Source organism: Marinobacter sp. SS5-14b (assembly GCF_030541005.1).
GTDB lineage: Bacteria > Pseudomonadota > Gammaproteobacteria > Pseudomonadales > Oleiphilaceae > Marinobacter.
This window is the reverse complement of sequence record NZ_JASSVM010000001.1, coordinates 240,190-263,327: the sequence shown is the minus strand read 5'-3', so window position 1 is coordinate 263,327 and position 23,138 is coordinate 240,190. Positions and strand designations below refer to the sequence as shown.

The following is a 23,138-nucleotide window of genomic DNA, read 5'->3' as shown; positions in this document are numbered from 1 at the left end:
AACTGTTCGTTGTTGCCCTGCTGAAAAACCGTCAGCTGTTGGACAGGCTGATTCTTAACGCTGCTGCGGCGGCAAACGGCGCCAATGTCAGCGCCAGAAACAGAAAAGCGCCCATTAATGCCAGATAGCCGGCTACCGGAGAGCCTTCTGCCGCTGCCGCCACCGTTCCGGTACCGAAAATCAGCACGGGAATGTACAGCGGAATAATCAGCAGTGACAAGAGCACCCCCGCTGAACGCAAGCCCAGTGTCAGGGCCGCACCTATGGCGCCTACCAGGCTCAATACCGGTGTACCGATCAGCAGCGTTAGACACAAAGTTGCGACGGAGTTCCCGTCCAGATGCAACATTAGCCCTAAAACCGGTGTCAGCAGCACCAGCGGCAGCCCGGTCAGCATCCAGTGCGCCATGGTTTTTGCCAGGACCAGCAGGAACAAAGGCTGCGGTTGAAGCATCAGTTGTTCCAGCGTGCCGTCATCAAAATCGTGACGAAACAGATGATCCAGGGACAAAAGCACTGACAACAGTGCCGCCACCCAAAGGATACCGGCTCCTGACTGTTTCAGAAATGCCACTTCCGGGCTGACTCCCAGGGGAAAAAGGGTTACCACCATGGTGAAAAACAACAGTGGATTGAGCAGGTCCTGCCGTTGCCGGAAGGCCACCCGCACATCTCTGGCGAACACTGCAATCATCGCCCGAACCGGACCAATGGCGGCATCCTCAGCCTTTAACGACAGTTGCACATCAGCATTCATCGTTTTCTCCCGCCCCCAGCGTGATGAACTTCATGCCTGGCAACTGCAGATCGTGATGGGTAGTAACTATCACGGCGCCACCCTCGGCAGCACGCTGCTGCAGCAACGCCTCAATGGCTTCTACACCGGCCGCATCGATGGCGGTGAACACCTCATCGAGCAGCCAGAGTGGCTCATCGGCAATGAGCAAGCGAGCCAAGGCTACCCTTCGTTGCTGACCTGCAGACAGATTGCGGCAGGCCACGTGCTCGAAGCCCGAAAGGCCGGTACCCGCTAACGCTTGCAGCAACACTTCGTCACTGACGGGCCGGCGGCCGGCCATCAGTGCACGCAGGTTTTCCAGTGGCGTAAGCAACGGCTTGATACCCGGACGGTGGCCAAGGTAAAGCATGTTACGAAGATAGGATTCGCGATTCTGCTCACGCGGCTTGCCACACCAGTGCAACTCTCCGGACCAGGCATCATTCAAACCTGCGAGAATTCGCAGCAGGGTAGTTTTACCGGAACCATTCGGACCCTCGACACGGGTTACCGTACCGGGCAGTATGGAAAAGGACAGATTCTGGAACAGCAGGCGCGAATCGCGCTCACACTCAAGACTGACGGCCTGTAGTAACGGCTCGGGCATCTGGGTTCCGTTTCAGAGCGATGGATGCACAGCGGGCATCGGGTGTATGTATGAAGGCCACGCAGGTGCCAACATGAAATCCGGGCAGTCACTGCCAACGCGGCGTATTATAACGAAAGCGTTCGCGGATTACTCTTGCCTGACATCAAAACAATGCCAATGAAACTGAACCCAGGACAACCACCTGTTCCAACGGCAGACCCGGCCAGCAAGCAGCCGGTGCAGGGCCAGAGTGCTACGGCCCGACAAACGGCAATGCCAGACCTTGCCTTGTCTGCCCAACAACAACTGACCCAGATCAAGCTGGCGAACCGGGAAACCGCGCTGGCGAGAGTGGCCGAAGTGCTGCAACAGAAGGGTGGCGGTCACGAGCTGATTCTGGAGTTGAAAGGCCGCTCTCTGGCGGTGGCCGTTGGCAACCGGCCACCGGACCTGACAGCGGGCGATCTGATCAAAGTGAGGCGCGCCGGAAATGAACTGCAGCTGCTGGGAAAACTGGCGCCCAACCAGGAAGCCGGCATTGCCCGGGCACTGGCACAGCGCTTACCCTGGCAACAAAATCTGCAAGCGGGACTGGCTCAGTTGCTGACGAGCCTGACAACCGGATTGAAACCCCAACCCCAGCCTGGCCAGCCTCCTTCGTCCAGCAGCGTGCAACCACTGCCCGCAGCAGCCAGACAGGCGCTGGAAGGGCTGACTAGCCGCCTGCCAACCGCCAGCAGTTTGTTGCCCGGCGCAGGAAAATCCGATGGCAGCGCGGCTCTGGTTAAACAGTGGCTGGCCGAGAGCGGCATGTTTGCAGAGTCCCGGCTGCTTCAGACCACACCCGGGCAACCCGCGCCAACAGACTTCAAGTTGGCACTGGCCCGTATCGTTACCGCTTTACTGGCCAGCCAGGGACAAGCTCCGGAAACCTTCAACCGTTTAACGCCGCTGGCCAGCCCGGATCTGATGCACGCGCCACTGCAATTCCCCCGGTTGAGCACTACGCCAGCCCAGGGCAGCGCAGAACCCGCCAGCGTTGCCCAGACCCTGCGCATGCTCGCCGGCATGCTAAACCGGATTACCGTGAACCAGCTACACAGCCAGACCCTCACCGCCCGTGCCGGCGCGGAACCCGGCACCCCAGCCACGACCATGCTGATAGAAATTCCCTGGCTGACGCCCCAACAAGAACCGAGAATGGCGCAATTGCGAATGGAGCAATACCCTCAAGGCGGGGATACCAGAAACCGGCCTGAACGTGCATCGGTCAGCGAATGGCGGCTGAGCCTGGCGATGGACCTGGACCAGGCCGGCCCGCTGCATTTTGAGGTTGCGTATCGCCACCCCAGTGTCAGTGCGCAGATCTGGGCCGAGAAGCAATCCACCCTGCGCCAGGTGCATCAGGAGTTGCCGTTACTCAGGCAAAGCCTGACCGACATCGGCCTTGATGTCGCGGATCTCGAGTGCCGGAGGGGAAGCCCGCAGCAAGCCCAGACCCGGCTGGAACATCGCCTTGTGGATACCAAAGCATGACTCAGGAGCACACAGCAAAGAACCGGCCCGGCTCAGAAGCACCGGCCGCCGTTGCCTTGAAATACGACGGCGAGCGGGCCCCAATTGTTTCAGCCACGGGTACCTGGGAGTTGGCGGAGGAAATCGTTCGCATCGCCAGAGAGCACGATGTTCCGCTGTATGAGAACGCCGAACTGGCCGGCATTCTGGCCAGGCTGTCACTGAACGAGGAAATTCCCGAAGAACTGTACCGGGTGATTGCCGAGATTCTGGCATTTGCGTTTCACATCCGGGGCAAAACGCCAGGTGACGCCCGCCCCAGCGGTGACGACCACTCAGTTGATCAGTGACCGCAGCGCCCAGGCTTGCTGCCAATGGTCGCCCTTTCGTTGTGCCACTACCGTCTCGAAGTAGTGCTTGAGGCGCCGGCGGTCATCTGGCTGGTCTTTCAGCGCCGAGCCGATGATATGGTGAATCATGTGCTCCACCGTCATCGCGCCACCGCCATAATACCAGGCATTCAAACTCGCGGCATGGGCGACCGATACAGCCTCGGCCGTTGACAACGCGGCGCCCGCAAGACGATCGGTGCTCCGGCCGTCCAGAGTCTGGCCATTGCGGAGTTCGTGGAACAGGGTGACCAGAATTTCCACAACCGATTGATCCAGGGCCACGTCAATGCCGGCCCGGAGGTTGGCTTTGCGAACTTCTTGCATCACCACGTCCATCTCATCCGTCAGACTCCGGATCGGCCGAATCTCTTCAAAATCCATCCTGCGCTTGAGGGCCGCGCTCATTTTGTGCACGCCTTCGTCCACACTGTTGGACGTGGCCACGAGGTTAAAACCTTCCCGGGCCAGAATCACACCGTCTTCGCCGGGCAGTTCCGGTACCACCACAACCCGGTCAGATAATACGGAGAGGATGGCGTCCTGCAACGATTGCGGGCATCGGGCGATTTCCTCAAACCGGACCAACCGCCCTTCCATCATGCCGCGAAGTAAAGGCGACGCCACCAGGGCGTTTCTGGTCGGCCCCTCGTTACGCAGAATGGACTCGTTCCAGCTGTATAAAAGCTGACTCACCTGACTGATCGCGCCCCCCTGCAGAGCCAATGTGGAGTCCCCGGAAATGGCCGCCGCCAGCAACTCTGACAACCAGGATTTGGCCGTTCCCGGCTCACCGACCAACAGGCAGCCGCGACTGGTACACAATGAAATGATAATGCGTACGACCATCGCCCGGTCGGCTACAAACTTGCGTTCAATACCAAGCTTTTCATCACCCAGCAGAAATTTTTCAACGCCCCTGGGCGATAACTTCCAACCCGGTGGGATCGGGCCGGGATCCGTCGACATCAGCTTGTCCAGCTCATGGCGGTAGGTAACCTCCGCCGGCTCACGCTGCGCGGCCTTTTTCGCCTGTCTGGTATTTTTCATCCGTTACTCCTCCGGCCGCCGCGTACTTCCGGAGCCATACGCTCCCTGGGGAGAATTCTCGGCAGTTCCGACATCGGGATAATCCCTTCAATCACATGATCCAGCGCACTGTCTCTCATGGTCACCAGGCCGGCATCCAGTGCTCGCCAGCGCAGCTCGCCAATCGGTGGCTGGCTGGAAATGGCGTTGCGGATATCGGCGTCGACCTCCATGTATTCAACGATGGCCACCCGGCCGTGAGTACCTCGGCCATTGCACTTATCGCAGCCCTCTCCCTCAAAGCACCGGAAATCCGTCGGTGCGCCCTGGGGGAAAACTTCCGCCAGAATGGCTGGATCTGGCTTTGCGGGCTTCACACAGTGTTTGCATATGCGCTTGGCGAGGCGCTGCGCGATGACCGCCAGCAGCTCACCCGCGATGGAATTGGGATGAATGCCCAGATCGTAAAGGCGCTGGAGTGAGTCCACGGCGTCGTTACAGTGCAGCGTCGACAGCACGACGTGGCCGGTTTGCGAGGCCCGAATCGCTTCCAGAGCGGTTTCCTGATCCCGGATCTCACCCACCAGAATGACATCCGGATCCTCCCGGACAAACGACCGCATGGCGTCAGCAAAGCTGAAGCCGATCTCCGACCGCACCCGGGTTTGTTGGATGTTATCGATAGAATACTCGATCGGGTCTTCAACCGTGATCACCTTTCGGCGGCCATCATCTGCCAGGGTCTGCAGTCCGGCATACAACGTTGTGGACTTACCCGAGCCCGTTGGCCCGACCACCAGCACCAGCCCGGCCGGGTTATCCAGCAGTCTCGTGTACCGGCTGCCAATGGTCGGTGACATACCCAGCTCGGCAATCGTCATGGCCCGGCCCGTCTGGGGCAACAAGCGGATGATGGCGTTTTCGCCGTGCAGAGAGGGCTGTGTCTGAATCCGCAGATCGTAGCTGGTTTCGCCTAACTGCAGTCGCGAACGGCCACCTTGCGGCAATCGGTGCTCGGCAATGTTCAGCTCCGCGCGCAATTTGATGACGTTGATAACGCCCCGGATTTCCCGGGCCGAAAGCTGGTATTGCGGCAGGTCATGCAAATCACCGTCTACCCGCAGGCGGATGCGAACCCGGTTTTCATATTGCTCCACATGAATGTCGCTGGCTTTTTCGCTGACGGCATCGAGCAGAATGGCTTCATACACAGACACCAGATATGGGCTGATACTTTTGCCACCGTGTTCCTCACCCAATAGATCCCGCTTGCTGGCACCTTCGTCCTTTTCCTGAACCGTTGTGCCGTGCTCTGCGACAAAGCGACTGCCTTTAACCGTAAGGTCAAGCGCTGACCAGACCCGACGAAAATCGGTCGGGGTGACCAGAAGGCAGGTGATCTGCTGGTGGGGCGTAAGTCTCTCGAGTTGATCAGTGTGGGCATCCGGGTCGTCAGTGACGACAGTCAGCATGCCATCGCTCTCGGCCACCGGAATCATCCGGGACAAATCGAGAAAGGTTCTTGAGAACCGGCGGAACAATTCGGATTGAAGGCTGCTCAACACTTCATCGGCATCGGTGAACACCATGCCCCGTTGCTGGGCAAGCGAGCGGTACAAATCGATTTCTTCAAGGTTCAGCTTGCGGCGCAGAACATCCAGCACCCGCTCATTTTTGGTCGCGGCCTCGGCCCGTGCCTGAGCGAGCGCCGCCTCAGTCACCACCCCCAAATCGATCAGGATCTGTTCGGCATTGCGGTTGAAGTCTACCCAACCCAGGGTTCTAACCCGCTCTAGCCGAGCCCCAGTGCGCTGAAACATGGCAAGGCTGGGGACCGGGCCCGCGCGCCCTTCGAGGCAGACAAGACTGCCACCCTCCCGCAGGCTCTGCAGCAAAACCTGCGGGTCCGAAATGAAGGTGGTGCAGAGTATCAGGTCACAGAGTTCGTCGTGATTAACGCCACTGTCTACCGACGCTTCAATAATATCGATGTTGTGCATGCCGTAGCGGAAAAATCGCTCGCGGGCCTTGTCGGCCAACACCGGGTTGCGATCGACATAGATTACCCGGTGGGCCAGCTCGGCGAGAACGGCCGTCAGGTAACCGGAACCGCCACCAACATGCATAACCAGATGATCCGGTTCAATCTCCGGCAGCAGGCTGAGCAGGTGGTGTACGGTTTCTTCGCGGGGAATCGAGTGGCCGGTAATCGAGGGAACAATATCAGCTCCCGCCACAAAATCCGGACGGGAGACGGAACGGAGGGCGTCAACGGCCCTCGGATACAGTTTTTTCATTCAGCAGCATCCGTAGCGACATCGGACCTCAGGCCGCCTGACGTTTCTTTAACGCTGACACCAGTTCGGCCTCGGGGCGGGAAATTCCGCACGTATTCATAAGATCGTCGATATCAGCGCCAAGATCAACCAGCCGTGCGGCTTCGTCATAAGAAATTCTGAGGGGGTCGTTCTGGCGCATTTCGTCCAGCGAGTTACGCAGCTCATGCAACTGGCGTTCGCAGGCAACCAGGCGTTGGCCAACCCCCATGCTGCCGCTGGTTGTGGCGTGCAGTTCTCGGCCGAGGGTATCACACCGGTTTTTTACAGAGGCTTGCAAGGCCCGGATACGACGACCATGGATAACGCCCTGCACGAGTACCAGGGCGATAGCCGCAGCGGTCAGGCACCAGGGAAGCCAGGAAGGAATGGTAAAGCTCATAGTGGACGTCTCCGTTGTTTGTGGCCACGGCAGACGTCCATCAATAGCGCTGAGAGGTTACCCGGTTACAGCGCTGCGATTTCAGCCCATTCGTGGTCTGACAGCATTTTGTCGAACTCGACGAGAATAATCAGCTCGCCATTCTTGTTGCACACACCCTGGATGAACTTGGCACTTTCCTCGTTCCCCACGTTGGGCGCGGTTTCAATTTCACTGGACTTCAGGTAAACCACCTCGGCAACCGAGTCCACCAGAACACCCATAACCTGGCTGGCAGATTCCATGACCACGATGCGCGTTGCATCGGTGACTTCCGCATCCGCCAATCCGAAGCGCCTGCGAGTGTCGATCACCGTAACCACATTGCCCCGCAGGTTGATGATACCCAGAACGTAATCCGGGGCTCCCGGCACCGGCGCAATCTCGGTGTACCGCAGCACTTCCTGAATCTGCATGACGTTTATGCCGTAAGTCTCATCATCCAGCCGGAAGGTCACGTACTGCAGTACCTGATCGTCCTGGGCCTGATTTTGCTGTCCGCTCGGGGATGCCATAACGCTTTCTCCTTCTCGGCTGCCCGGCGGGCAACCTGATCGTCAAAAAATCATCATCAGTGCCCAATACTATAGTTAAGGGCACAAACCGTGCCAGCATCACACGGTTTCATTCGGTAACTGTTCTGTTCAGCTCAAGTCCAGATGGTGCTCACGCTCTGCACGCACCAAAAGATTTGCCATGGTGCGCACATCAATCAGCGCACACATGTGGTCAATAACGGTACCCGCCAGCCAGGGCCGCTGGCTTCTGGCGGTGCGCCAACGCACCTGTTCCGGGTCCAGCGTAAACGACTGCGCAACATTATCGCACGCCAGCCCCCAGTCACTGTCGTCCAGGCGGATCACAAACCGGTAATTTTCCCGAGCGTTTGGCGGCACACGGCCGGCCATGATCCACTCCGCCGTATCGACCACTCGCAAGTTGTGGTCACTCCCCGGCCGGATGCCCATGTACCAACGGGGACTCCCGGGAATGGGCCGGATTTCCTCTTCAATACGGTGTATAGCACCCAGAAGTACCAATGGCACCGCTAATTGCAACCCGGCCACCGTAAAGATCAGGCACTCGAAAGGCTGTCCTGACCAATCCGGCCTGGTTGGCGGTTCATCGGAAGCCGGCGGTGCCGGTTTTTCGACAACCGGCGCGGGCGTGGCTGCAACAACCTCCTCACGGACAACCGCAGCAACCGGTGCAGGTGCAGGTGCAGGTGCAGGTGCAGGTGCAGGTGCAGGCTGAACCGGTTCTGCCCGAACTTCAACGACGTCTTCCTGTTCCGCAGTGCTGGTTGCCGTGTGAAGCAATTCATCAAGGTAGCTGGCAATGGCGGCTTCCGGCGCAGCCAGATTCGCCAATTTTTTGTCAGCCATGCTGACGCTCCTTCACCGCACCGGTCCGGGCCAGAAGATCGTCCAACAAATGATTGTAGGCCCTCACCCCGTGAGTAGACGGGTCCAGTACCGAGGGCACTACCCCACTCTGGCTGGCATCACGGAACTTTGTGTCCACCGGCACCGCGAATCGCCAGAGCGTATCCACATACGTTTTACGCAACAGGTTGAGGCTCTTTACCGAAGCCTGGGTACGCCGATCATACAGGGTTGGCACAATGGTATAAGGCAGCTCGTTTTTCTGGGACCGCATAATCATTTGCAGCGTGTGCAACATGCGTTCGAGACCTTTGATCGCCAAAAATTCCGTTTGTACCGGAATTACCAAGTGCTGGGCGGCCGCCAGCGCATTGACCATCAACACGCCCAGCGAAGGCGTGTTGTCGAGAATCACATAGTCAAAATCATCCCAAAGTTGGGCCAGGGCCCGGGACATGATCAGCCCCATACCCTCAACCCCCACCATTCTGCGCTCAAGGGTAGCCAGCGCTGTGCTGGCCGGCAGCAAAGAAAGCCCCGGGCAGCTGGTGTCGGTAATGAGCTGGGCGGGGAGGCCCTCCGGCACCTTGCCCTGGTTTTGAAACAGGTCAAACACACTGTGGGCAATGGTATCGGGGTCATATCCGAACCAGGAGGTAAGAGAGCCATGAGGGTCCAGGTCAACCACAAGCACCCGCTTGCCGCGCTGAGCAAGCAGGCCGCCCAAAGCAACCACCGAGGTTGTTTTGCCCACACCGCCTTTTTGATTGGCTACTGCCCAGATACGCACGCTTGATACTCCAGTTACAGGCCAGCGCAGCGAAAACACTGCACGCTGATGATGTTATCGGCAAAGGTTCCGGCAACTTGAAAACAAAGCCACCCCATAAGCGGCAAACCGTTGCCGATCCGGATTATGAGAAAGAGTTAATACAGGAAGCGTGCCAGGTCAGCCATACGCATGTGCCACCAGAACCCACCGGCACAACCGGAAAGGTTAGCGCACAGCACCGCGAATACTGGCGTCTCGCGAGATCAACAGCACAACCCGCCGGTTGCGGCGCCGGCCCTCTTCGGTGTCGTTCCGTGCCAGAGGCTGGTACTGACCGTAGCCAACCGCTGCCAGCCTCTCCGGCTCGACACCTTCCATCATCAGCATACGTGCAACCGCCGCTGCCCGGGCCGTGGAGAGCTCCCAGTTTGAAGGGAACCGGTTGGTGCGGATGGGTTGGTTATCGGTAAACCCTTCCACTTTTATGGCGTTGTCCCGATCACGCAGCACGTTCGCTATTTTCTCGATGACTTTGAAGGAGTCGTAATGGGGCTCGGCATCACCACTGCTGAACAACATGCTGTTCGGCAGGTTCAGTTCAATCCACTCATCATTGCGCTCAAGACTGACCACCCCCTGATTGATCAGGTCATCAAACTCCATGGCGAGCTGGTCAGCCATGGCCCGCAACGCTTCCGCCCTGTTCTGTTCGCTGACATCGGGATTTCCCGGCGCCTCCGTAACCGCAGGTGGGATAACCTCTTCGCGGCTTTGCTCCGGCGCACTCAACAACGGGTCACCCACCGTCACTGGCTGCAGAGAGCGCTGAGGTGCATTGAAGACACCGGAGAAGGTTTCCGAGAGAACTTTATACTTGCCTTCGTTCACTGAGGAGACCGAATACATCACCACAAAAAAAGCAAACAACAAGGTAATGAAGTCTGCATAGGAGATCAGCCAGCGCTCTTTGTTGTGAAGATCATCCTGTGGGGGCTTTCGACGACGCATGGGCGACCCGGCTCCTGGTGATTGCTTACTGCAGGAAGCCCCGCAGCCGCAACTCGATGGATTTGGGGTTCTCGCCTTCAGCAATGGCAATAATGCCGTCAATCATCATGTCTTCGTATCGCGTGCGCTCTTTGACGATGCCGCGCAGCTTGCTGGCCACCGGGAAGAACAGCAGGTTCGCCAGCGCAACGCCGTAAATGGTTGCCACGAACGCCGTTGCAATGCCGCTGCCCAGAGATTGCGGGTCTTCAAGATTGGTCATGACCTGGATCAGCCCCATCACCGCGCCAATGATACCAATGGTGGGCGAGTAGCCACCCATGGCCTCGTAGACTCTGGCCGATTCGATATCCCGCTGCTCCCGGCATTCCAGATCCACTTCCAAGGTGCTACGAATGGTTTCCGGCTCTGCGCCGTCGACCAGCAATTGCAGCCCCTTCCGGGCAAACTTTTCCGGCTCCCGCTCCGCCAGCCCCTCCAACCCCAACAGGCCTTGCTTACGGGCTTTAACGCTCCAGTCAATGACCTTGCCGATACCGTCTTCAAGGGAGATGTAGGGCGGAATAAAAACCCAGCGCCCCTGACTGAACGCCCTCTTGAGCATTGGCCAGGAGGTCTGAAGAATGGTCGCCGCCAGAGTACCGCCAATAACAATAAGCGCTGCAGGGCCGTTGAACAGTGAGCTGATCGCCCCACCTTCAAGCAGATTGCCGCCCAGGATGGCAACAAACGCGAGAATAATGCCCAACAGGCTCAGAATATCCATCAGCTAACGCCTTCAACCAGCCGCGGGCCAACTTCATCAAGCGGCAGAATCTCATCAGACAAGCCCGCTTTGGCCACCGCCATGGGCATGCCATAGATCACCGAGGTTCTTTCGTCCTGAGACCAGACCACCGAGCCACTCTGCTTCATCATGCGGCAGCCCTCTTTGCCATCAGCACCCATGCCGGTCAGGATCACACCCAGCGTTTTGCCAGGAAAGCTCCGTGCCAACGAGCCAAAGGTTACATCCACACAGGGCTTGTAGTTCAGGCGCTCGTCGCCGGGCAGAATTCTGGCTCTTGCCTGCCCACCCCGGCTTTCGATCATCATTTGCTTACCACCCGGGGCCAGCAAGGCGAGGCCCGGCTTCAGTACATCACCATCCTCCGCCTGACGGACTTCGATCTTGCAAAGTTTGTTCAAGCGTTCGGCAAAGGCCGGAGTGAAGCTTGCAGGCATGTGCTGAACCAACACGATCGGCGCCGGGAAGGACGCCGGTAAAGCGACCAGAACTTTCTGCAGTGCAACCGGGCCACCGGTTGAGGTACCGATACCCACCACACTGTAATGACGAGTCGGGGTTTTGCGCCCGTGCCGGCGCGGCGGTTCGGAAGGCGCAGGCTCATGGCGTGTGTCGCCGCCAACAGAAGGCCGGGCTACTGGCCGGGCCGGACGTTCCGGAGTCTCTCTGCGAGGCTCTGGCGCGGGCGATGCCGGTCGCGGTGCCGGTGTCGGGGTTCTCCCACCCGGCCGGCTTTTTGCCACGTCCAGGATGCGCTCGATCAGAATTTTCTGAAGCTGGCTGGTGTCCCTGGCAATCTCTTCAAAATTTTTCGGGAGGAAATCGACCGCACCGGCTTCCAGTGCATCGAGCGTTACCCGGGCACCTTCGTAGGTGAGCGACGAGAACATGAGCACCGGAGTCGGGTGCTTTTTCATAATCTCCCGGAGCGCCGAAATGCCATCCATAACCGGCATTTCGTAGTCCATGGTGATCACATCCGGCCGTAATTTCTCCGCCAGTTCTACGCCTTCCCGACCGTTGGTTGCGGCTCCGACCACTTTAATCTGACCAGAGGCCGTCAGGATTTCCGTCAGTCTTTTCCGAAAGAAGCCTGAATCATCCACGACCAGGACAGAAACTGTCATCAAGTTCTCCTAAACAGTCCCGGCTATGCCGGTGTTATCCGTAATGCTGAAGCAGGCTGGGAACGTCAATAATCAACGCAATCCGGCCGTCACCGGTAATGGTTGCACCGGCCATGCCGGGCGTACCCTGCAATGCTCGGCCCAAAGGTTTAATAACGACCTCTTCCTGGCCAACCAGCTGATCCACCACAAATCCGACCTGCTTGGTGCCCATGGCAACAATCACCACATGGGCATTGTCAGGCTCTTCCTGGCCCGCCGCACCGTGAACCAGCCAGCGCTTGATGTGGAACAGCGGAAACACCTTGTCGCGCACCACAATACACTCCCGGCCGTCCACAATATTGGTTTTTGTGAGGTCGAGGTGGAAAATTTCCACCACGTTGACCAGCGGCAGTGCAAATGACTGGTCGCCCAGCATGATCATCAAGGTTGGCATGATCGCCAGGGTGAGCGGTACCTTGATGATGATGCTGGTACCTTTACCCTGTTCGGACACAATGTTGATCTGCCCGTTGAGCTGGCCGATCCGGGTTTTCACCACGTCCATACCGACACCTCGACCAGACACATCCGAGATCTGCTCTTTGGTCGAGAAGCCAGCCGCGAAAATCAGGTTAAAGCATTCGTTGTCGGTCAGCCGGTCTGCGGCATCCTGCTCGTACAGGCCCTTTTCAACGGCTTTACGGCGGAGTACGTTCGGGTCCATCCCGGCACCGTCGTCGGTGATGGAGAGCAGAATATGGTCCCCTTCCTGCTCTGCCGACAAGGTCACCGTTCCGGCTCGGGGCTTTCCGCCCTTTTCACGCACGTCGGGCCCTTCAATACCGTGGTCGACGGAGTTTCGAACCAGGTGAACGAGCGGATCGGAAAGTGCTTCCACCAGGTTCTTGTCGAGATCGGTGTCCTCGCCATGCATCACGAGGTTTACTTCTTTTTTGAGGTTGCGGGCCAGGTCACGCACTACCCTCGGGAAACGACCAAACACCTTTTTGATAGGTTGCATTCGGGTTTGCATGACCGCCGCCTGGAGATCTGTGGTCACCACATCCAGGTTGGAGACGGCCTTGTGCATGTGCTCGTCTTCGCTTTCGGAGCCCAGGCGCTGAAGCCGGTTTCTCACCAGTACCAGCTCGCCCACCATGTTCATGATGTCATCCAGGCGCTTGGTATCAACCCGGACCGTTGTCTCTCCGGCAGGCGCCGGTTCCCGGGCCGGTGATGCCGGAGCCGCCGGTTTTTCAGCCGGTTTGGGTTCCGGCATCGACGCTGCCTTTGCTACCGGCTTTTCAGGTTCCGGGGCAGAGGATGAGCTGGCCGCGGGCTGGTCAGCGCTTACGCCCGGGCTGCCGCCCTTCCCATGCAGCTCATCCAGCAAGCTTTCAAACTCATCGTCGGTAATCAGATCCGGGCTGTTACCGGCCGCCGATTCGGTGCCCTGGCCTTCAGCGCTTTCGGTCGTTTCGGACTCAGCCGGGCCGGTGAACTTACCCTTGCCGTGCAGTTGATCCAGCAGCGCTTCAAACTCGTCGTCGGTGATGTCATCACTGCCTGAGCTCGCCGGGGCATCATCAGCTGACGCAGGCTCGGAGCTGGTACCTTCAGCCGGGGCTGCCGAGGATTTTTCATCGGCCAGTGCATCCAGCAATTTCTCGAATTCTTCGTCTGTGATGTCACCGCCATCACCCTGAGCAGCTGTCGGCTCCGGCTGTTCCGGTACAACGGGCTGAGGAGGCGCTTGTGGGGTTTCGGATTCGGGCCGGGCAAGCTCGTTCAGGGCCGCAATCAGCTCATCCGGCGCTGGAGTCAGCTCCTCACCGTTGCGGACTTCCTCAAACATGGAGTTAACGTTGTCGAGTGCCTGTAGCACAACGTCCATCAGCTCTGAGGTCACCTTGCGCTTGTGGTTGCGCAAGATATCAAAGACGTTTTCCGCCGAGTGGCAGCAATTGACGAGGGCTTCCAGCTGCAGGAAACCGGCTCCACCTTTCACCGTATGGAAGCCACGGAATATGGCGTTAAGCAGGTCGCTGTCATCCGGATGCTGCTCCAGATCAACCAGCTGCTCCGACAGCTTTTCAAGAATCTCGCCGGCTTCTATCAGGAAGTCCTGCAGGATCTCTTCATCGGCATCAAAGGCCATGGGTAACCCTCTTTATTATTCAGAAACCGAGACTGGACAAAAGATCGTCAACGCCGTCCTGCCCCGATACTACATCTTCCCGCTCATTTGCCTTGATCTGAGGCCCTACTCCCTTTTCGGCCGATTCTTCCCTTTCTTCAATCTGATGTACGGTGCCCGTCAGTTGATCCACATGGCTTGCCATCACCACCAGCCCGAGAAGGTTCTCTTCGACTTCTTTGACCAGGGCGGTAACTTTCTGGATAACCTGTCCGGTCAGGTCCTGGAAGTCCTGAGCGAGAAGGATCTCCGACAAGTTGTTGTACAAGCTGTCCGATTCTTCGCTAAGGGTACCGAAAAACGTGTCTATACGGCCGTAAAGTTCGCGAAATTCCGCAGGCTCCATTTCCCGCCGCCGTAGCTTCTTCCACTCAACGCTCAGGGCCTGCGCCTCATCGCGCATGGCGTGCGCAACCGGCATGCTTTCCTCGACCAGGTCCATAGTCCGGTTGGCGGCCTGGCCGGTCATCTGAACCACATAAGCCAGACGATCGGATGCATCCGACATCTTGGAGAGTGCTTCTTGCTGCTCCGCATTTCGGGGATCGATCTGGAAGTTGCGGATAGCCTCGTGAAGGCTCCGGGTAAGCCTGCCGACCTCCCGGTACAGACTCTGATCACGAACTTCGCTGAGTTCATTGATCACGGTCATCGCCCGGGCGAAATCTCCGCTATTAACGCTGTCTACCAACTCCGAAGTCTGCTGCTGCAGCTTTTCCGTCACCTCAGGATCGAGGCCGTGGCGGGTCTGTTTGCTGTCACTCATGTGAGCCATCCGACCTCTGGTTACTGGATACGTTCAAAGATTTTCTCAATTTTTTCCTTGAGAACTGCAGCGGTAAAGGGCTTGACCACATAGCCATTTACGCCAGCCTGTGCTGCCGCCACAATCTGATCCCGTTTTGCCTCTGCTGTGACCATCAGAACCGGCAGGTTCTTCAGGTTTTCATCAGCCCGGACGGCTTTGAGCAAATCAAACCCTGACATACCAGGCATGTTCCAGTCCGTCACCAGGAAGTCGTACTTGCCGCTTCTCAGCATCGGCAAGGCCGTGTTGCCGTCGTCGGCCTCATCCGTATTGGTGAAACCCAGATCCCGTAGCAGGTTCTTGATGATTCGTCGCATTGTGGAAAAATCATCCACAATGAGTATTTTCATGTTCTTGTCCAATGGGACCTCCAGTCAGTAACACCCGGATTTAATTCAGTCTTCCCGAAGTCTAGCAGGCTGTGCATCGCACGGCATAGCCAGCTTCCAGATCAGTTATCATCATGTTCGTGCCAGTCCGACAGCCGCCCCCTCAGGCGCAAGGCTGCCTGGCTGTGGATCTGGCTTACCCGGCTTTCGCTGACCCCAAGCACCGCTCCGATTTCCTTGAGGTTCAGTTCTTCCTGATAGTACAAGCTCAATACCAGTTTTTCCCTTTCGGGAAGACCTTCAATGGCTTCCGCAAGGCTTCGCTGGAAGGCACTGGTTGAAATGCCATCCAGCGGGTTATCGCTGGCGTCTGATTCGTCTATCGGCAGCTCGCCGGATTCATTGAGCTCATCCAGGCTAAAAAGTCGGCCGCTGTTGGCATCGGCCAGTGATGAGTGATAGTCGGTGAGGTCCACACCCAGTTCCCGGGCAACGTCTGCATCCTGGGCTTCGCGGCCGGTACGGTCTTCAACGGTTTTGATCGCAGCCGCTATCCGGCGGGCGTTCCGGTGCACAGAACGGGGCACCCAGTCACCCTTCCGGATTTCATCCACCATAGCACCACGAATACGAATACCCGCATAGGTTTCGAAGGTGGCGCCCTTACCCGAAGAATAACGCTGGGCGGCCTCAAGCAAACCAATCATGCCAGCCTGCATCAGATCTTCAAGCTGAACGGAGGCCGGCAACCGGGCCATCAGATGAAGGGCAATTTTCTTGACCAGGGGCGCATGATCTTCGATCAGCCTCGAAGCACTTTTCGCATCCGCCTGGTGATAGATTCCCAGATTTTTCGCCAATGTCATGTATCCGGTTTCTTATTGGACTGGATTCAAATCAGACTTCGACGAGCCGCTCCACGAAAAACTCGAGGTGCCCCCTGGGGGAGGAGGGCAAAGGCCAGCTGTCCACCTTGTCAGCCAGAGCGCGGATAGCCAGAGAGGCTTTTGCCCTGGGATACGCATCCAGAACCGCTCGCTGCCGCTGGACGGCTTTTTTTACAGCCTCGTCGTAAGGCACGATACCTACGTATTGTAGTGCCACATCCAGAAAACGCTCGGTGACTCTGGTCAGTTTTTCGAACAGATGACGGCCTTCCTGTTCACTGCGCACCTGGTTGGCCAGAATTCGAAAACGGTTGGTGCCGTAATCCCGATTCATCAGCTTAATCAGCGCATAGGCGTCAGTGATGGAGGTAGGCTCGTCGCACACCACCAGGAGCAGCTCCTGGGAGGCCCGCAGAAAGCTGACGACGGCTTCAGAAATACCCGCCGCGGTGTCGACAATCAGTACATCAATCTGATCACCCAACTCACTGAACGCGTTGATCAGCCCCGCATGCTCCATCGGGCTTAGCTGAGTCATCCTCTGGGTGCCGGATGAAGCAGGTACGATCTTGATACCACCGGGGCCGTTCACCAGCACCTCTTTCAGCCCGCACTCGCCGCTCATCACATCCTGCAGGTTCCGGTTGGCCGTAATGCCCAACAGCACGTCAATGTTGCCAAGCCCGAGATCGGCATCCAGCAGCACGACTCTTCGGCCCTTTTCAGCCAGCGCGATGCCCAGGTTGACCGATACATTACTCTTACCGACACCGCCTTTGCCGCCGGAAACCGCAATCACCTGAACCGGATGTGGTTTGCTCATACTGTTTCTTGTCTCTTACTGCGTTCTTGTACAGGCATGACGCCGGCGTCTGTTTTTGCTGTCTATACTCAGGCTCCTTCAGCCACAACCTGAGCGTGATGCATGCCCCTCAGCCGCTCTACCCCCATTCGAACCAGGGGAACGGCCTCTGCCCGGTGCAAATCTTCCGGAATTTTCTGGCCATCTGTAAACCAGGCCACAGGCAGACCGGTTTCCATGACAAACCCCAGAGATTCACCCAGCGTAAGAGCCTCGTCAATCTTGGTAACGATACAGCCTGCAAGGTTTGCCATCTTATAGCAATGCCACACGGATTTCATGATACGCGGCTGGCTGGTAGCAGACACCACCAAATGTGTATGAATATTGTGATCGCTGCGAACCAGCTCTGCTAACTGCTCCTGATAGCCACGGTCTGCACTGGTCAGGCCGGCGGTATCAATCAGCACAAGGTGTCGGTCCGACAGCTCGTCCAGAATATCGTCCAAAGAATGACTTTCGTCCACCACTCTTACCGGTACGTTCAGGATACGTCCGAATACAAACAGCTGTTCGTGAGCAGCGACCCGATAGCGATCGGTGGTGACCAGCGCCAGGGAGTCCGGGCCATGCTCCAGCACATAGCGTGCGGCCAGTTTACCGATCGTTGTTGTTTTGCCAGAGCCGGTCGGACCGACCAGCGCATACACGCCACCAGACTCCAGCCAGTTTTCCCGGGCGGTTCTGAGGCCGGTCGCGAGCATTTTCAGGGATTTCTTCCAACCCTCTTCCAGCCGACCGTTACGGTGCTGTCGTGACAGCGACGTGGCCAGCTCTGCCCCCAGGCCAAACTCCTGCAACCGCTCGGCCAGCCTCTGCTGGACAGCACTGTTAGCATTGGTGGCGGTAGCAGCGGTGACCGTTGCAGCACTGTTAGCGCCAGCGGCCTGGCCACTGATCAATTCACGCAGGGAACTGATCTCGGCTCTCATCGTGGCCAACTCACTTCCGTAGCCACCCTGCTGCTGGCCGGAGGCAACCGACTGAGCGGCCGCAGACTGCTCCGGGAACTCCAGCTCATCCTGCGACAAATCCTGCAAGCCCATCTGCGAGTATCGCGCGCCCGAGGCGGCTCGTTTCTCTCGAACCTCCTGAATACGGCTCCGGGACCGGTTCAACTCATCCTCAAGCCGACGGTGCTGGTCAGCCTGCATCTCGGCGAGACGGGAACCGTTGGTCGCTTCAGCTGCACTCTCACCCAGGCGCTGGCGCGCCATGTTTTCGTCGTAATCCAGAGCCGTCACAATTTCGACACCTCCGTCCACCCGGCGATTGGACAAAATAACGGCATCCGGCCCCATTTCGTGACTGACCTGTTTCAGGGCTTCGGCCATGGACTGAGCAAAAAACCGTTTAACTTTCATAATGTTTCATCCTCCACCGGCAAGCTGACACCAGCTGACCGCGTTACTCTGCCCGCCATTACTGGCCCACAGAGGCGACTATCGTGATCTGTTTGTTATCTGGAATTTCCTGGTACGAGAGCACATGCAGGCGCTCTACCCCATAGCTGGCGAACTTGGCCAGGCCCGGCCTCAAAGGGCCGGAAACCAGCAGGATGGCAGGTTTGCCCAGCATTTCCTGGCGCTGAACGCTGTCCTGGAGAGAGCGCTGCAGCTTTTCCACCATGTTGGGCTCCAGCACCATACCAATGTCATCCTGTCCGCCAGATTGTTGACTTTGCTGAACAGACTTTAGCAATAACTGTTCCAAGTCTGGGTCCAGGGTAATAACCGGAATTTCGGCATCGTTGCCGCAGATGCTCTGCACGATCATTCGGCGCAAGGATTGACGGGCCAGAGTGGTCAGCACCTTCGGATCCTGACTCTTCGGATGAACGTTCACGATCGCCTCGGCAATCGAACGCATATCCCGAACCGGCACCTCTTCTTTCAGCAGGTTTTGCAGCACCTTAAGCAGAATGCTGATGGAGATGGTTGTGGGCACCAGCTCTTCGGCCAGCTTGGGTGAAATCTTTTCCAGCTGATCCAGCCACTTCTGAGCCTCTTCATGACCGATTAACTCGTGGGCATGTTTCTGCAGAATCTGATTCAGGTGAGTGGCCACCACGGTACTGGCATCCACCACGGTGTAGCCCAGTGTCTGGGCCTGATCCTTCTTGTCCGGCTCTATCCAGATAGCATCAAGACCAAACGCCGGGTCTTTACCGGCAATACCGTCCACTTTGCCGAACACCTGGCCGGGATCAATCGCCAGCTCCCGCTCAGGGTGAATCTCGGCCTCGGCGATGGTGACCCCCATCAGGGTAATCCGGTACACATTCGGCATCAGATCCAGGTTGTCCCGGATGTGCACAGACGGCATCAGAAAGCCCATATCCTGTGACAGTTTTTTGCGAACGCCTTTGATACGACTCAGTAGCTGGCCGCCCTGGGATTTGTCCACCAGAGGAATCAGACGGTACCCGACTTCCAGCCCGACAATATCGACGGTCGCCACATCGTCCCAGCCCAGTTCCCGGGTTTCTCCCGGAGCCGGCAGAGCCTTACCCTCGCCGCCCTGATCCGGGATCACATCGCCGCCCTGACGAACAGCCCCGCCGGACACAGCGCCACGGCCTGCCCAGGAACCTTCTTCTTCAATGATCTGACGCTGTTTCTTCCAGATCATCCATGCCGCACCAGCCGCCAGAGAGCCCAGGCCAAGAAAGGCCACATGCGGCATACCGGGAATCAGGCCCAGCAGAATCAGAATACCGGCGGCAATGGCCAGAGCCTTGGGCGCATTGAACATCTGCTCAAGAATCTGCCCGCCCATGTCCTGGCTCGAAGTAACCCGGGTCACCATGATCGCCGCTGCCGTAGACAGCAACAGTGACGGGATCTGTGCAACCAGGCCATCACCGATGGTCAGCAGCGCGTAGCGCTCCATGGCCAACGTGAAGTCAAGACCGTGCTGCATCATACCAATGGCGACACCGCCAATGATGTTGATCGCCAGAATCAGCAAACCGGCGACGGCGTCCCCTTTGACGAATTTTGAAGCACCATCCATTGAACCGTAGAAATCCGCCTCCTGCGCAATTTCCGAACGCCGCGACTTGGCTTCGTCCTGGTTAATCAGCCCGGCATTGAGATCAGCATCGATGGCCATCTGCTTACCGGGCATGGCGTCCAGGGTAAAACGCGCACTGACCTCAGATACCCGGCCAGCACCTTTGGTAACAACCAGAAAGTTGATGATCATCAGAATGGCAAACACCACCAGACCGACGGCATAGTTACCGCCAATCAGCACGGCACCGAACGATTCGATCACCTTACCTGCGGCGTCGCCCCCCTCATGGCCATTGAGCAGAACAATCCGGGTGGACGCCACGTTGAGGCCAAGGCGCAGCAGCGTGGCAACCAGCAGCACCGTGGGAAAGGACGCAAACTCCATGGGCCGGAGCGCATAAACACACACCAACAGGATGACAATGGACAGCGTGATGTTGAACGTGAAAAACACGTCCAGCAGAAAAGCCGGCATGGGCAGAATCATCATGCCCAGCAAACCCATCAGCATCAGCGGAACACCCAGGTTGCCCCGCGTCAGGGTTTTGACGTTACTCAGAACTAACGCTCTGTCCATACTGCCCACTTCTCCGCTTCACTGTACTTTCGGGTCATTCCGGGCGATACCGGGGTCGAAAATCTGACGCGCGGCGCCTGTTTGAAGTGGTTATCGCAAGAACCGTACCAGCCATGACAACTTTTGATATTCCAGAGCCTGAGAGCGCCTGACGCGAGGCCCGAGATACGGTATCCTTGCGCCATTTAGTTGATCAGAATCCACGCCAGACCATCCGAACACACAGGTGACCCCAATGCCTATCCACGAAGTGAAGCACCCCCTGATCCGCCACAAACTCGGACTGATGCGCCGCTCCGACATCAGCACCAAGAATTTTCGTGAACTGGCTCAGGAAGTTGGCGCACTGCTGACCTACGAGGCAACCAAGGATTTCACCCTGCAGGAAAAGACCATCGAAGGCTGGGCCGGCCCGGTCACGGTTGAGCAGATTCACGGCAAGAAAATCACCATCGTTCCCATTCTGAGGGCGGGCCTGGGCATGCTGGACGGCGTACTCAGCCTGATCCCGGTCGCCCGGGTCAGCGTAGTGGGCCAAATCCGCAACGAAACCACCCTGGAAGCGGAAACCTATCTGGAAAAACTGGTGGGCGAACTGGACCAGCGTATGGCGTTGATCATCGACCCGATGCTGGCAACCGGTGGCTCCATGATCTCCACCATCGACCTGCTCAAAAAAGCCGGCAGCACAGAAATCCGCGCACTGGTGCTGGTTGCCGCTCCGGAAGGTGTTGAAAAGGTCCTGGAAAAACACCCGGACGTGTCCATCTACACGGCGTCTGTTGATGAACGTCTGAACGAAAAAGGCTACATCCTGCCTGGCCTGGGCGATGCCGGCGACAAAATCTTCGGCACCAAGCAAAAGGACGTCTGACCATGCAGGACCACACCAACGACCCGGTCTGGAAACAGGCCATCGCCGGCTCCCAGATGCTGCTGGTTGCCTTCGGCGCCCTGGTACTGATGCCGCTACTGACAGGCCTTGACCCTAACGTCGCCCTGTTCACCGCCGGCATCGGCACCCTGATTTTCCACCTGGTTACCGGCGGTCAGATCCCCATCTTCCTGGCCTCATCCTTTGCCTTCATTGCCCCGATCATGGCCGCCAAAGGCCAGTTCGGCATGCAGGAAACCATGGGCGGCCTGATGGCTGCAGGCATTCTCTACATCATTCTGGCTGGCGCCATACGCCTGCGCGGCACCGGCTTTGTTACCCGCCTGCTGCCACCCGTCGTCATTGCCCCGGTCATCATGACCATCGGCCTGGGCCTCGCGCCGCTGGCCGTGCACATGGCCTCCGGCCGAACCGGTGACGGCAGCGCCCAGCTGGTGCCCTACGACACCGCCATCTGGATTGCCATGATGTCGCTGAGTGTCACCATCGTGATGTCGGTCTGGGCAAAAGGCATCTTCCGGCTGATCCCGATCATGTTCGGCATCATCGTGGGTTACATCCTGTCGGCATTCGCCGGCATTGTTGACACCACCGCCGTCCAACAAGCCGCCTGGTTCGCTGTACCGAACTTCGTCGCACCCGCCTTCAGCTGGGGCGCCATCCTGTTCATGATCCCCGTCGCCATAGCCCCCGCCATCGAACACATCGGTGACGTACTCGCCATCGGCAACGTAACCCGCAAGAACTACCTGGAAAAGCCCGGACTGCACCGCACATTACTGGGCGACGGCCTGGCCACCAGCGCCGCCTCACTGCTCGGCGGACCGCCCAACACCACCTACTCCGAAGTGACCGGCGCCGTCATGCTGACCCGCAACTTCAACCCGAAAGTCATGTGGTGGGCAGCCGCCACTGCCATCGTCCTGGCCTTCGTAGGCAAATTCGGCGCCGCGCTGCAGACCATCCCCGTCCCCGTCATGGGCGGCATCCTGTGCCTGCTGTTCGGCTCCATCGCGGTCGTCGGCCTGAACACCCTGATCCGCCACCAGGTAGACCTGTCCCAATCCCGCAACCTGGTGATCGTGGGCGTGACTCTGGTGTTCGGTATCGGCAACATGGTTCTGGGTACACTGGAAGGCATTGCGTTGTGTGCCGTAGTGGCCATCATCCTGAACCTGATCCTGCCGGGCGAGAAAGAAGCCTGGGGTAAAAGGATTCAGGAGCCAAAGGTTTAAGCAAGAAAAGTGGTCAGATCGGCATCAAGCGCGGCCAGGCCCGCCTGACTTACCAAGACTTATTGATTCCTATACTGACCAAGCTTGCAAAGCAGTGTTGGGTGGGCCTCCCAAAAATCTCGTAGGCCATGGACGGCCGGAGCGAAGCGCACAGGACGTGCTTGTAGCGTTTTTTGGGAGGCCCACCCAACACTGCGAACGCCATGACTA

At 58.0% G+C, this 23,138-nt stretch carries 22 protein-coding genes; 4 read left to right on the top strand and 18 right to left on the bottom strand.

All coding sequences use genetic code 11. From position 1 onward, the window contains the following. Positions 1 to 31 precede the first annotated feature (31 nt). Positions 32 to 757 carry a heme exporter protein CcmB gene (ccmB, locus tag QPL95_RS01180; RefSeq protein ID WP_303289189.1) on the bottom strand — a complete coding sequence of 242 codons (726 nt, stop codon included), beginning with the start codon at positions 755 to 757 and terminating at the stop codon, positions 32 to 34. Then, positions 747 to 1,385: a cytochrome c biogenesis heme-transporting ATPase CcmA gene (gene ccmA / locus QPL95_RS01175; protein WP_303289188.1), complete on the bottom strand. Its 639-nt coding sequence runs from the start codon at positions 1,383 to 1,385 to the stop codon at positions 747 to 749. The genes ccmB and ccmA overlap by 11 nt, the downstream gene beginning before the upstream one ends. 159 nt (positions 1,386 to 1,544) lie before the next feature. Here ccmA and QPL95_RS01170 point away from each other — a divergent pair, with 159 nt between their 5' ends. Both QPL95_RS01170 and QPL95_RS01165 read left to right on the top strand, forming a co-directional pair. Beyond that, positions 1,545 to 2,903 carry a flagellar hook-length control protein FliK gene (locus tag QPL95_RS01170; RefSeq protein WP_303289187.1) on the top strand — a complete coding sequence of 453 codons (1,359 nt, stop codon included), beginning with the start codon at positions 1,545 to 1,547 and terminating at the stop codon, positions 2,901 to 2,903. Continuing rightward, the gene (locus QPL95_RS01165; protein ID WP_303289186.1) at positions 2,900 to 3,232 is read left to right on the top strand and encodes an EscU/YscU/HrcU family type III secretion system export apparatus switch protein; all 333 of its coding nucleotides are present in this window, start codon (positions 2,900 to 2,902) and stop codon (positions 3,230 to 3,232) included. Before QPL95_RS01170 ends, QPL95_RS01165 begins: the two co-directional genes overlap by 4 nt. On the opposite strand, the gene QPL95_RS01160 is transcribed toward QPL95_RS01165, so the two are convergent. The 16 genes from QPL95_RS01160 to flhA form a co-directional block, all read right to left on the bottom strand. Beyond that, positions 3,218 to 4,321, bottom strand: coding sequence for an AAA family ATPase (locus QPL95_RS01160; RefSeq protein ID WP_303289185.1), 1,104 nt, complete (start codon positions 4,319 to 4,321; stop codon positions 3,218 to 3,220). The genes QPL95_RS01165 and QPL95_RS01160 overlap by 15 nt on opposite strands. Beyond that, positions 4,318 to 6,597: an ATPase, T2SS/T4P/T4SS family gene (locus tag QPL95_RS01155; RefSeq protein ID WP_303289184.1), complete on the bottom strand. Its 2,280-nt coding sequence runs from the start codon at positions 6,595 to 6,597 to the stop codon at positions 4,318 to 4,320. The genes QPL95_RS01160 and QPL95_RS01155 overlap by 4 nt, the downstream gene beginning before the upstream one ends. Positions 6,598 to 6,625: 28 nt before the next feature. Further along, positions 6,626 to 7,018, bottom strand: coding sequence for a DUF2802 domain-containing protein (locus tag QPL95_RS01150; protein WP_303289183.1), 393 nt, complete (start codon positions 7,016 to 7,018; stop codon positions 6,626 to 6,628). A gap of 65 nt (positions 7,019 to 7,083) precedes the next feature. Continuing rightward, positions 7,084 to 7,572: a chemotaxis protein CheW gene (locus QPL95_RS01145; protein ID WP_303289182.1), complete on the bottom strand. Its 489-nt coding sequence runs from the start codon at positions 7,570 to 7,572 to the stop codon at positions 7,084 to 7,086. Between the two features lie 129 nt (positions 7,573 to 7,701). Next, a complete protein-coding gene (locus tag QPL95_RS01140; RefSeq protein WP_303289181.1) occupies positions 7,702 to 8,442 on the bottom strand; it encodes a chemotaxis protein CheW in 741 nt (246 codons plus the stop codon). Further along, on the bottom strand, positions 8,435 to 9,232 hold the full coding sequence (locus QPL95_RS01135) for a ParA family protein (protein ID WP_303289180.1): 798 nt from the start codon (positions 9,230 to 9,232) through the stop codon (positions 8,435 to 8,437). Before QPL95_RS01135 ends, QPL95_RS01140 begins: the two co-directional genes overlap by 8 nt. 207 nt (positions 9,233 to 9,439) lie before the next feature. Beyond that, on the bottom strand, positions 9,440 to 10,222 hold the full coding sequence (gene motD, locus QPL95_RS01130; RefSeq protein ID WP_303289179.1) for a flagellar motor protein MotD: 783 nt from the start codon (positions 10,220 to 10,222) through the stop codon (positions 9,440 to 9,442). Between the two features lie 25 nt (positions 10,223 to 10,247). Next, complete coding sequence (locus tag QPL95_RS01125) at positions 10,248 to 10,988, bottom strand: flagellar motor protein (RefSeq protein ID WP_303289178.1); 741 nt, start codon at positions 10,986 to 10,988, stop codon at positions 10,248 to 10,250. Further along, positions 10,988 to 12,136 carry a chemotaxis response regulator protein-glutamate methylesterase gene (locus QPL95_RS01120; protein WP_303289177.1) on the bottom strand — a complete coding sequence of 383 codons (1,149 nt, stop codon included), beginning with the start codon at positions 12,134 to 12,136 and terminating at the stop codon, positions 10,988 to 10,990. The genes QPL95_RS01125 and QPL95_RS01120 overlap by 1 nt, the downstream gene beginning before the upstream one ends. Before the next feature lie 34 nt (positions 12,137 to 12,170). After that, positions 12,171 to 14,279 (bottom strand): chemotaxis protein CheA, encoded by a 2,109-nt coding sequence (locus tag QPL95_RS01115; protein WP_303289176.1) that lies wholly within the window; start codon positions 14,277 to 14,279, stop codon positions 12,171 to 12,173. A 19-nt stretch (positions 14,280 to 14,298) separates the two neighbouring features. Continuing rightward, a complete protein-coding gene (locus QPL95_RS01110) occupies positions 14,299 to 15,084 on the bottom strand; it encodes a protein phosphatase CheZ (protein WP_303289175.1) in 786 nt (261 codons plus the stop codon). Positions 15,085 to 15,104: 20 nt separating this feature from the next. Beyond that, positions 15,105 to 15,488 (bottom strand): chemotaxis response regulator CheY, encoded by a 384-nt coding sequence (cheY, locus tag QPL95_RS01105; RefSeq protein WP_011785448.1) that lies wholly within the window; start codon positions 15,486 to 15,488, stop codon positions 15,105 to 15,107. An 89-nt stretch (positions 15,489 to 15,577) separates the two neighbouring features. After that, entirely contained in the window at positions 15,578 to 16,321 is a 744-nt protein-coding gene (locus QPL95_RS01100) for an RNA polymerase sigma factor FliA (protein ID WP_303289174.1), read from the bottom strand. 31 nt (positions 16,322 to 16,352) lie between these two features. Further along, entirely contained in the window at positions 16,353 to 17,165 is an 813-nt protein-coding gene (locus tag QPL95_RS01095) for a MinD/ParA family protein (protein WP_303289173.1), read from the bottom strand. A gap of 68 nt (positions 17,166 to 17,233) precedes the next feature. Beyond that, the gene (gene flhF / locus QPL95_RS01090) at positions 17,234 to 18,568 is read right to left on the bottom strand and encodes a flagellar biosynthesis protein FlhF (RefSeq protein ID WP_303289172.1); all 1,335 of its coding nucleotides are present in this window, start codon (positions 18,566 to 18,568) and stop codon (positions 17,234 to 17,236) included. A 58-nt stretch (positions 18,569 to 18,626) separates the two neighbouring features. After that, positions 18,627 to 20,798 carry a flagellar biosynthesis protein FlhA gene (gene flhA / locus QPL95_RS01085; protein WP_303289171.1) on the bottom strand — a complete coding sequence of 724 codons (2,172 nt, stop codon included), beginning with the start codon at positions 20,796 to 20,798 and terminating at the stop codon, positions 18,627 to 18,629. Positions 20,799 to 21,033: 235 nt separating this feature from the next. Here flhA and upp point away from each other — a divergent pair, with 235 nt between their 5' ends. Together upp and QPL95_RS01075 are read left to right on the top strand one after the other, a co-directional pair. Beyond that, positions 21,034 to 21,672, top strand: coding sequence for a uracil phosphoribosyltransferase (gene upp, locus QPL95_RS01080; protein ID WP_303289170.1), 639 nt, complete (start codon positions 21,034 to 21,036; stop codon positions 21,670 to 21,672). Positions 21,673 to 21,674: 2 nt separating this feature from the next. Beyond that, positions 21,675 to 22,928 carry a uracil-xanthine permease family protein gene (locus tag QPL95_RS01075; protein ID WP_303289169.1) on the top strand — a complete coding sequence of 418 codons (1,254 nt, stop codon included), beginning with the start codon at positions 21,675 to 21,677 and terminating at the stop codon, positions 22,926 to 22,928. Positions 22,929 to 23,138: the final 210 nt, after the last annotated feature.

What these genes read in the sequence shown, in the direction of transcription:
- ccmB (WP_303289189.1), bottom strand. Translation starts at nt 757, where the DNA reads ATGAATGCTGATGTGCAACTGTCGTTAAAGGCTGAGGATGCCGCCATT.
- ccmA (WP_303289188.1), bottom strand. Translation starts at nt 1,385, where the DNA reads ATGCCCGAGCCGTTACTACAGGCCGTCAGTCTTGAGTGTGAGCGCGAT.
- QPL95_RS01170 (WP_303289187.1), top strand. Translation starts at nt 1,545, where the DNA reads ATGAAACTGAACCCAGGACAACCACCTGTTCCAACGGCAGACCCGGCC.
- QPL95_RS01165 (WP_303289186.1), top strand. Translation starts at nt 2,900, where the DNA reads ATGACTCAGGAGCACACAGCAAAGAACCGGCCCGGCTCAGAAGCACCG.
- QPL95_RS01160 (WP_303289185.1), bottom strand. Translation starts at nt 4,321, where the DNA reads ATGAAAAATACCAGACAGGCGAAAAAGGCCGCGCAGCGTGAGCCGGCG.
- QPL95_RS01155 (WP_303289184.1), bottom strand. Translation starts at nt 6,597, where the DNA reads ATGAAAAAACTGTATCCGAGGGCCGTTGACGCCCTCCGTTCCGTCTCC.
- QPL95_RS01150 (WP_303289183.1), bottom strand. Translation starts at nt 7,018, where the DNA reads ATGAGCTTTACCATTCCTTCCTGGCTTCCCTGGTGCCTGACCGCTGCG.
- QPL95_RS01145 (WP_303289182.1), bottom strand. Translation starts at nt 7,572, where the DNA reads ATGGCATCCCCGAGCGGACAGCAAAATCAGGCCCAGGACGATCAGGTA.
- QPL95_RS01140 (WP_303289181.1), bottom strand. Translation starts at nt 8,442, where the DNA reads ATGGCTGACAAAAAATTGGCGAATCTGGCTGCGCCGGAAGCCGCCATT.
- motD (WP_303289179.1), bottom strand. Translation starts at nt 10,222, where the DNA reads ATGCGTCGTCGAAAGCCCCCACAGGATGATCTTCACAACAAAGAGCGC.
- QPL95_RS01125 (WP_303289178.1), bottom strand. Translation starts at nt 10,988, where the DNA reads ATGGATATTCTGAGCCTGTTGGGCATTATTCTCGCGTTTGTTGCCATC.
- QPL95_RS01120 (WP_303289177.1), bottom strand. Translation starts at nt 12,136, where the DNA reads ATGACAGTTTCTGTCCTGGTCGTGGATGATTCAGGCTTCTTTCGGAAA.
- QPL95_RS01115 (WP_303289176.1), bottom strand. Translation starts at nt 14,279, where the DNA reads ATGGCCTTTGATGCCGATGAAGAGATCCTGCAGGACTTCCTGATAGAA.
- QPL95_RS01110 (WP_303289175.1), bottom strand. Translation starts at nt 15,084, where the DNA reads ATGAGTGACAGCAAACAGACCCGCCACGGCCTCGATCCTGAGGTGACG.
- QPL95_RS01100 (WP_303289174.1), bottom strand. Translation starts at nt 16,321, where the DNA reads ATGACATTGGCGAAAAATCTGGGAATCTATCACCAGGCGGATGCGAAA.
- QPL95_RS01095 (WP_303289173.1), bottom strand. Translation starts at nt 17,165, where the DNA reads ATGAGCAAACCACATCCGGTTCAGGTGATTGCGGTTTCCGGCGGCAAA.
- flhF (WP_303289172.1), bottom strand. Translation starts at nt 18,568, where the DNA reads ATGAAAGTTAAACGGTTTTTTGCTCAGTCCATGGCCGAAGCCCTGAAA.
- flhA (WP_303289171.1), bottom strand. Translation starts at nt 20,798, where the DNA reads ATGGACAGAGCGTTAGTTCTGAGTAACGTCAAAACCCTGACGCGGGGC.
- upp (WP_303289170.1), top strand. Translation starts at nt 21,034, where the DNA reads ATGCCTATCCACGAAGTGAAGCACCCCCTGATCCGCCACAAACTCGGA.
- QPL95_RS01075 (WP_303289169.1), top strand. Translation starts at nt 21,675, where the DNA reads ATGCAGGACCACACCAACGACCCGGTCTGGAAACAGGCCATCGCCGGC.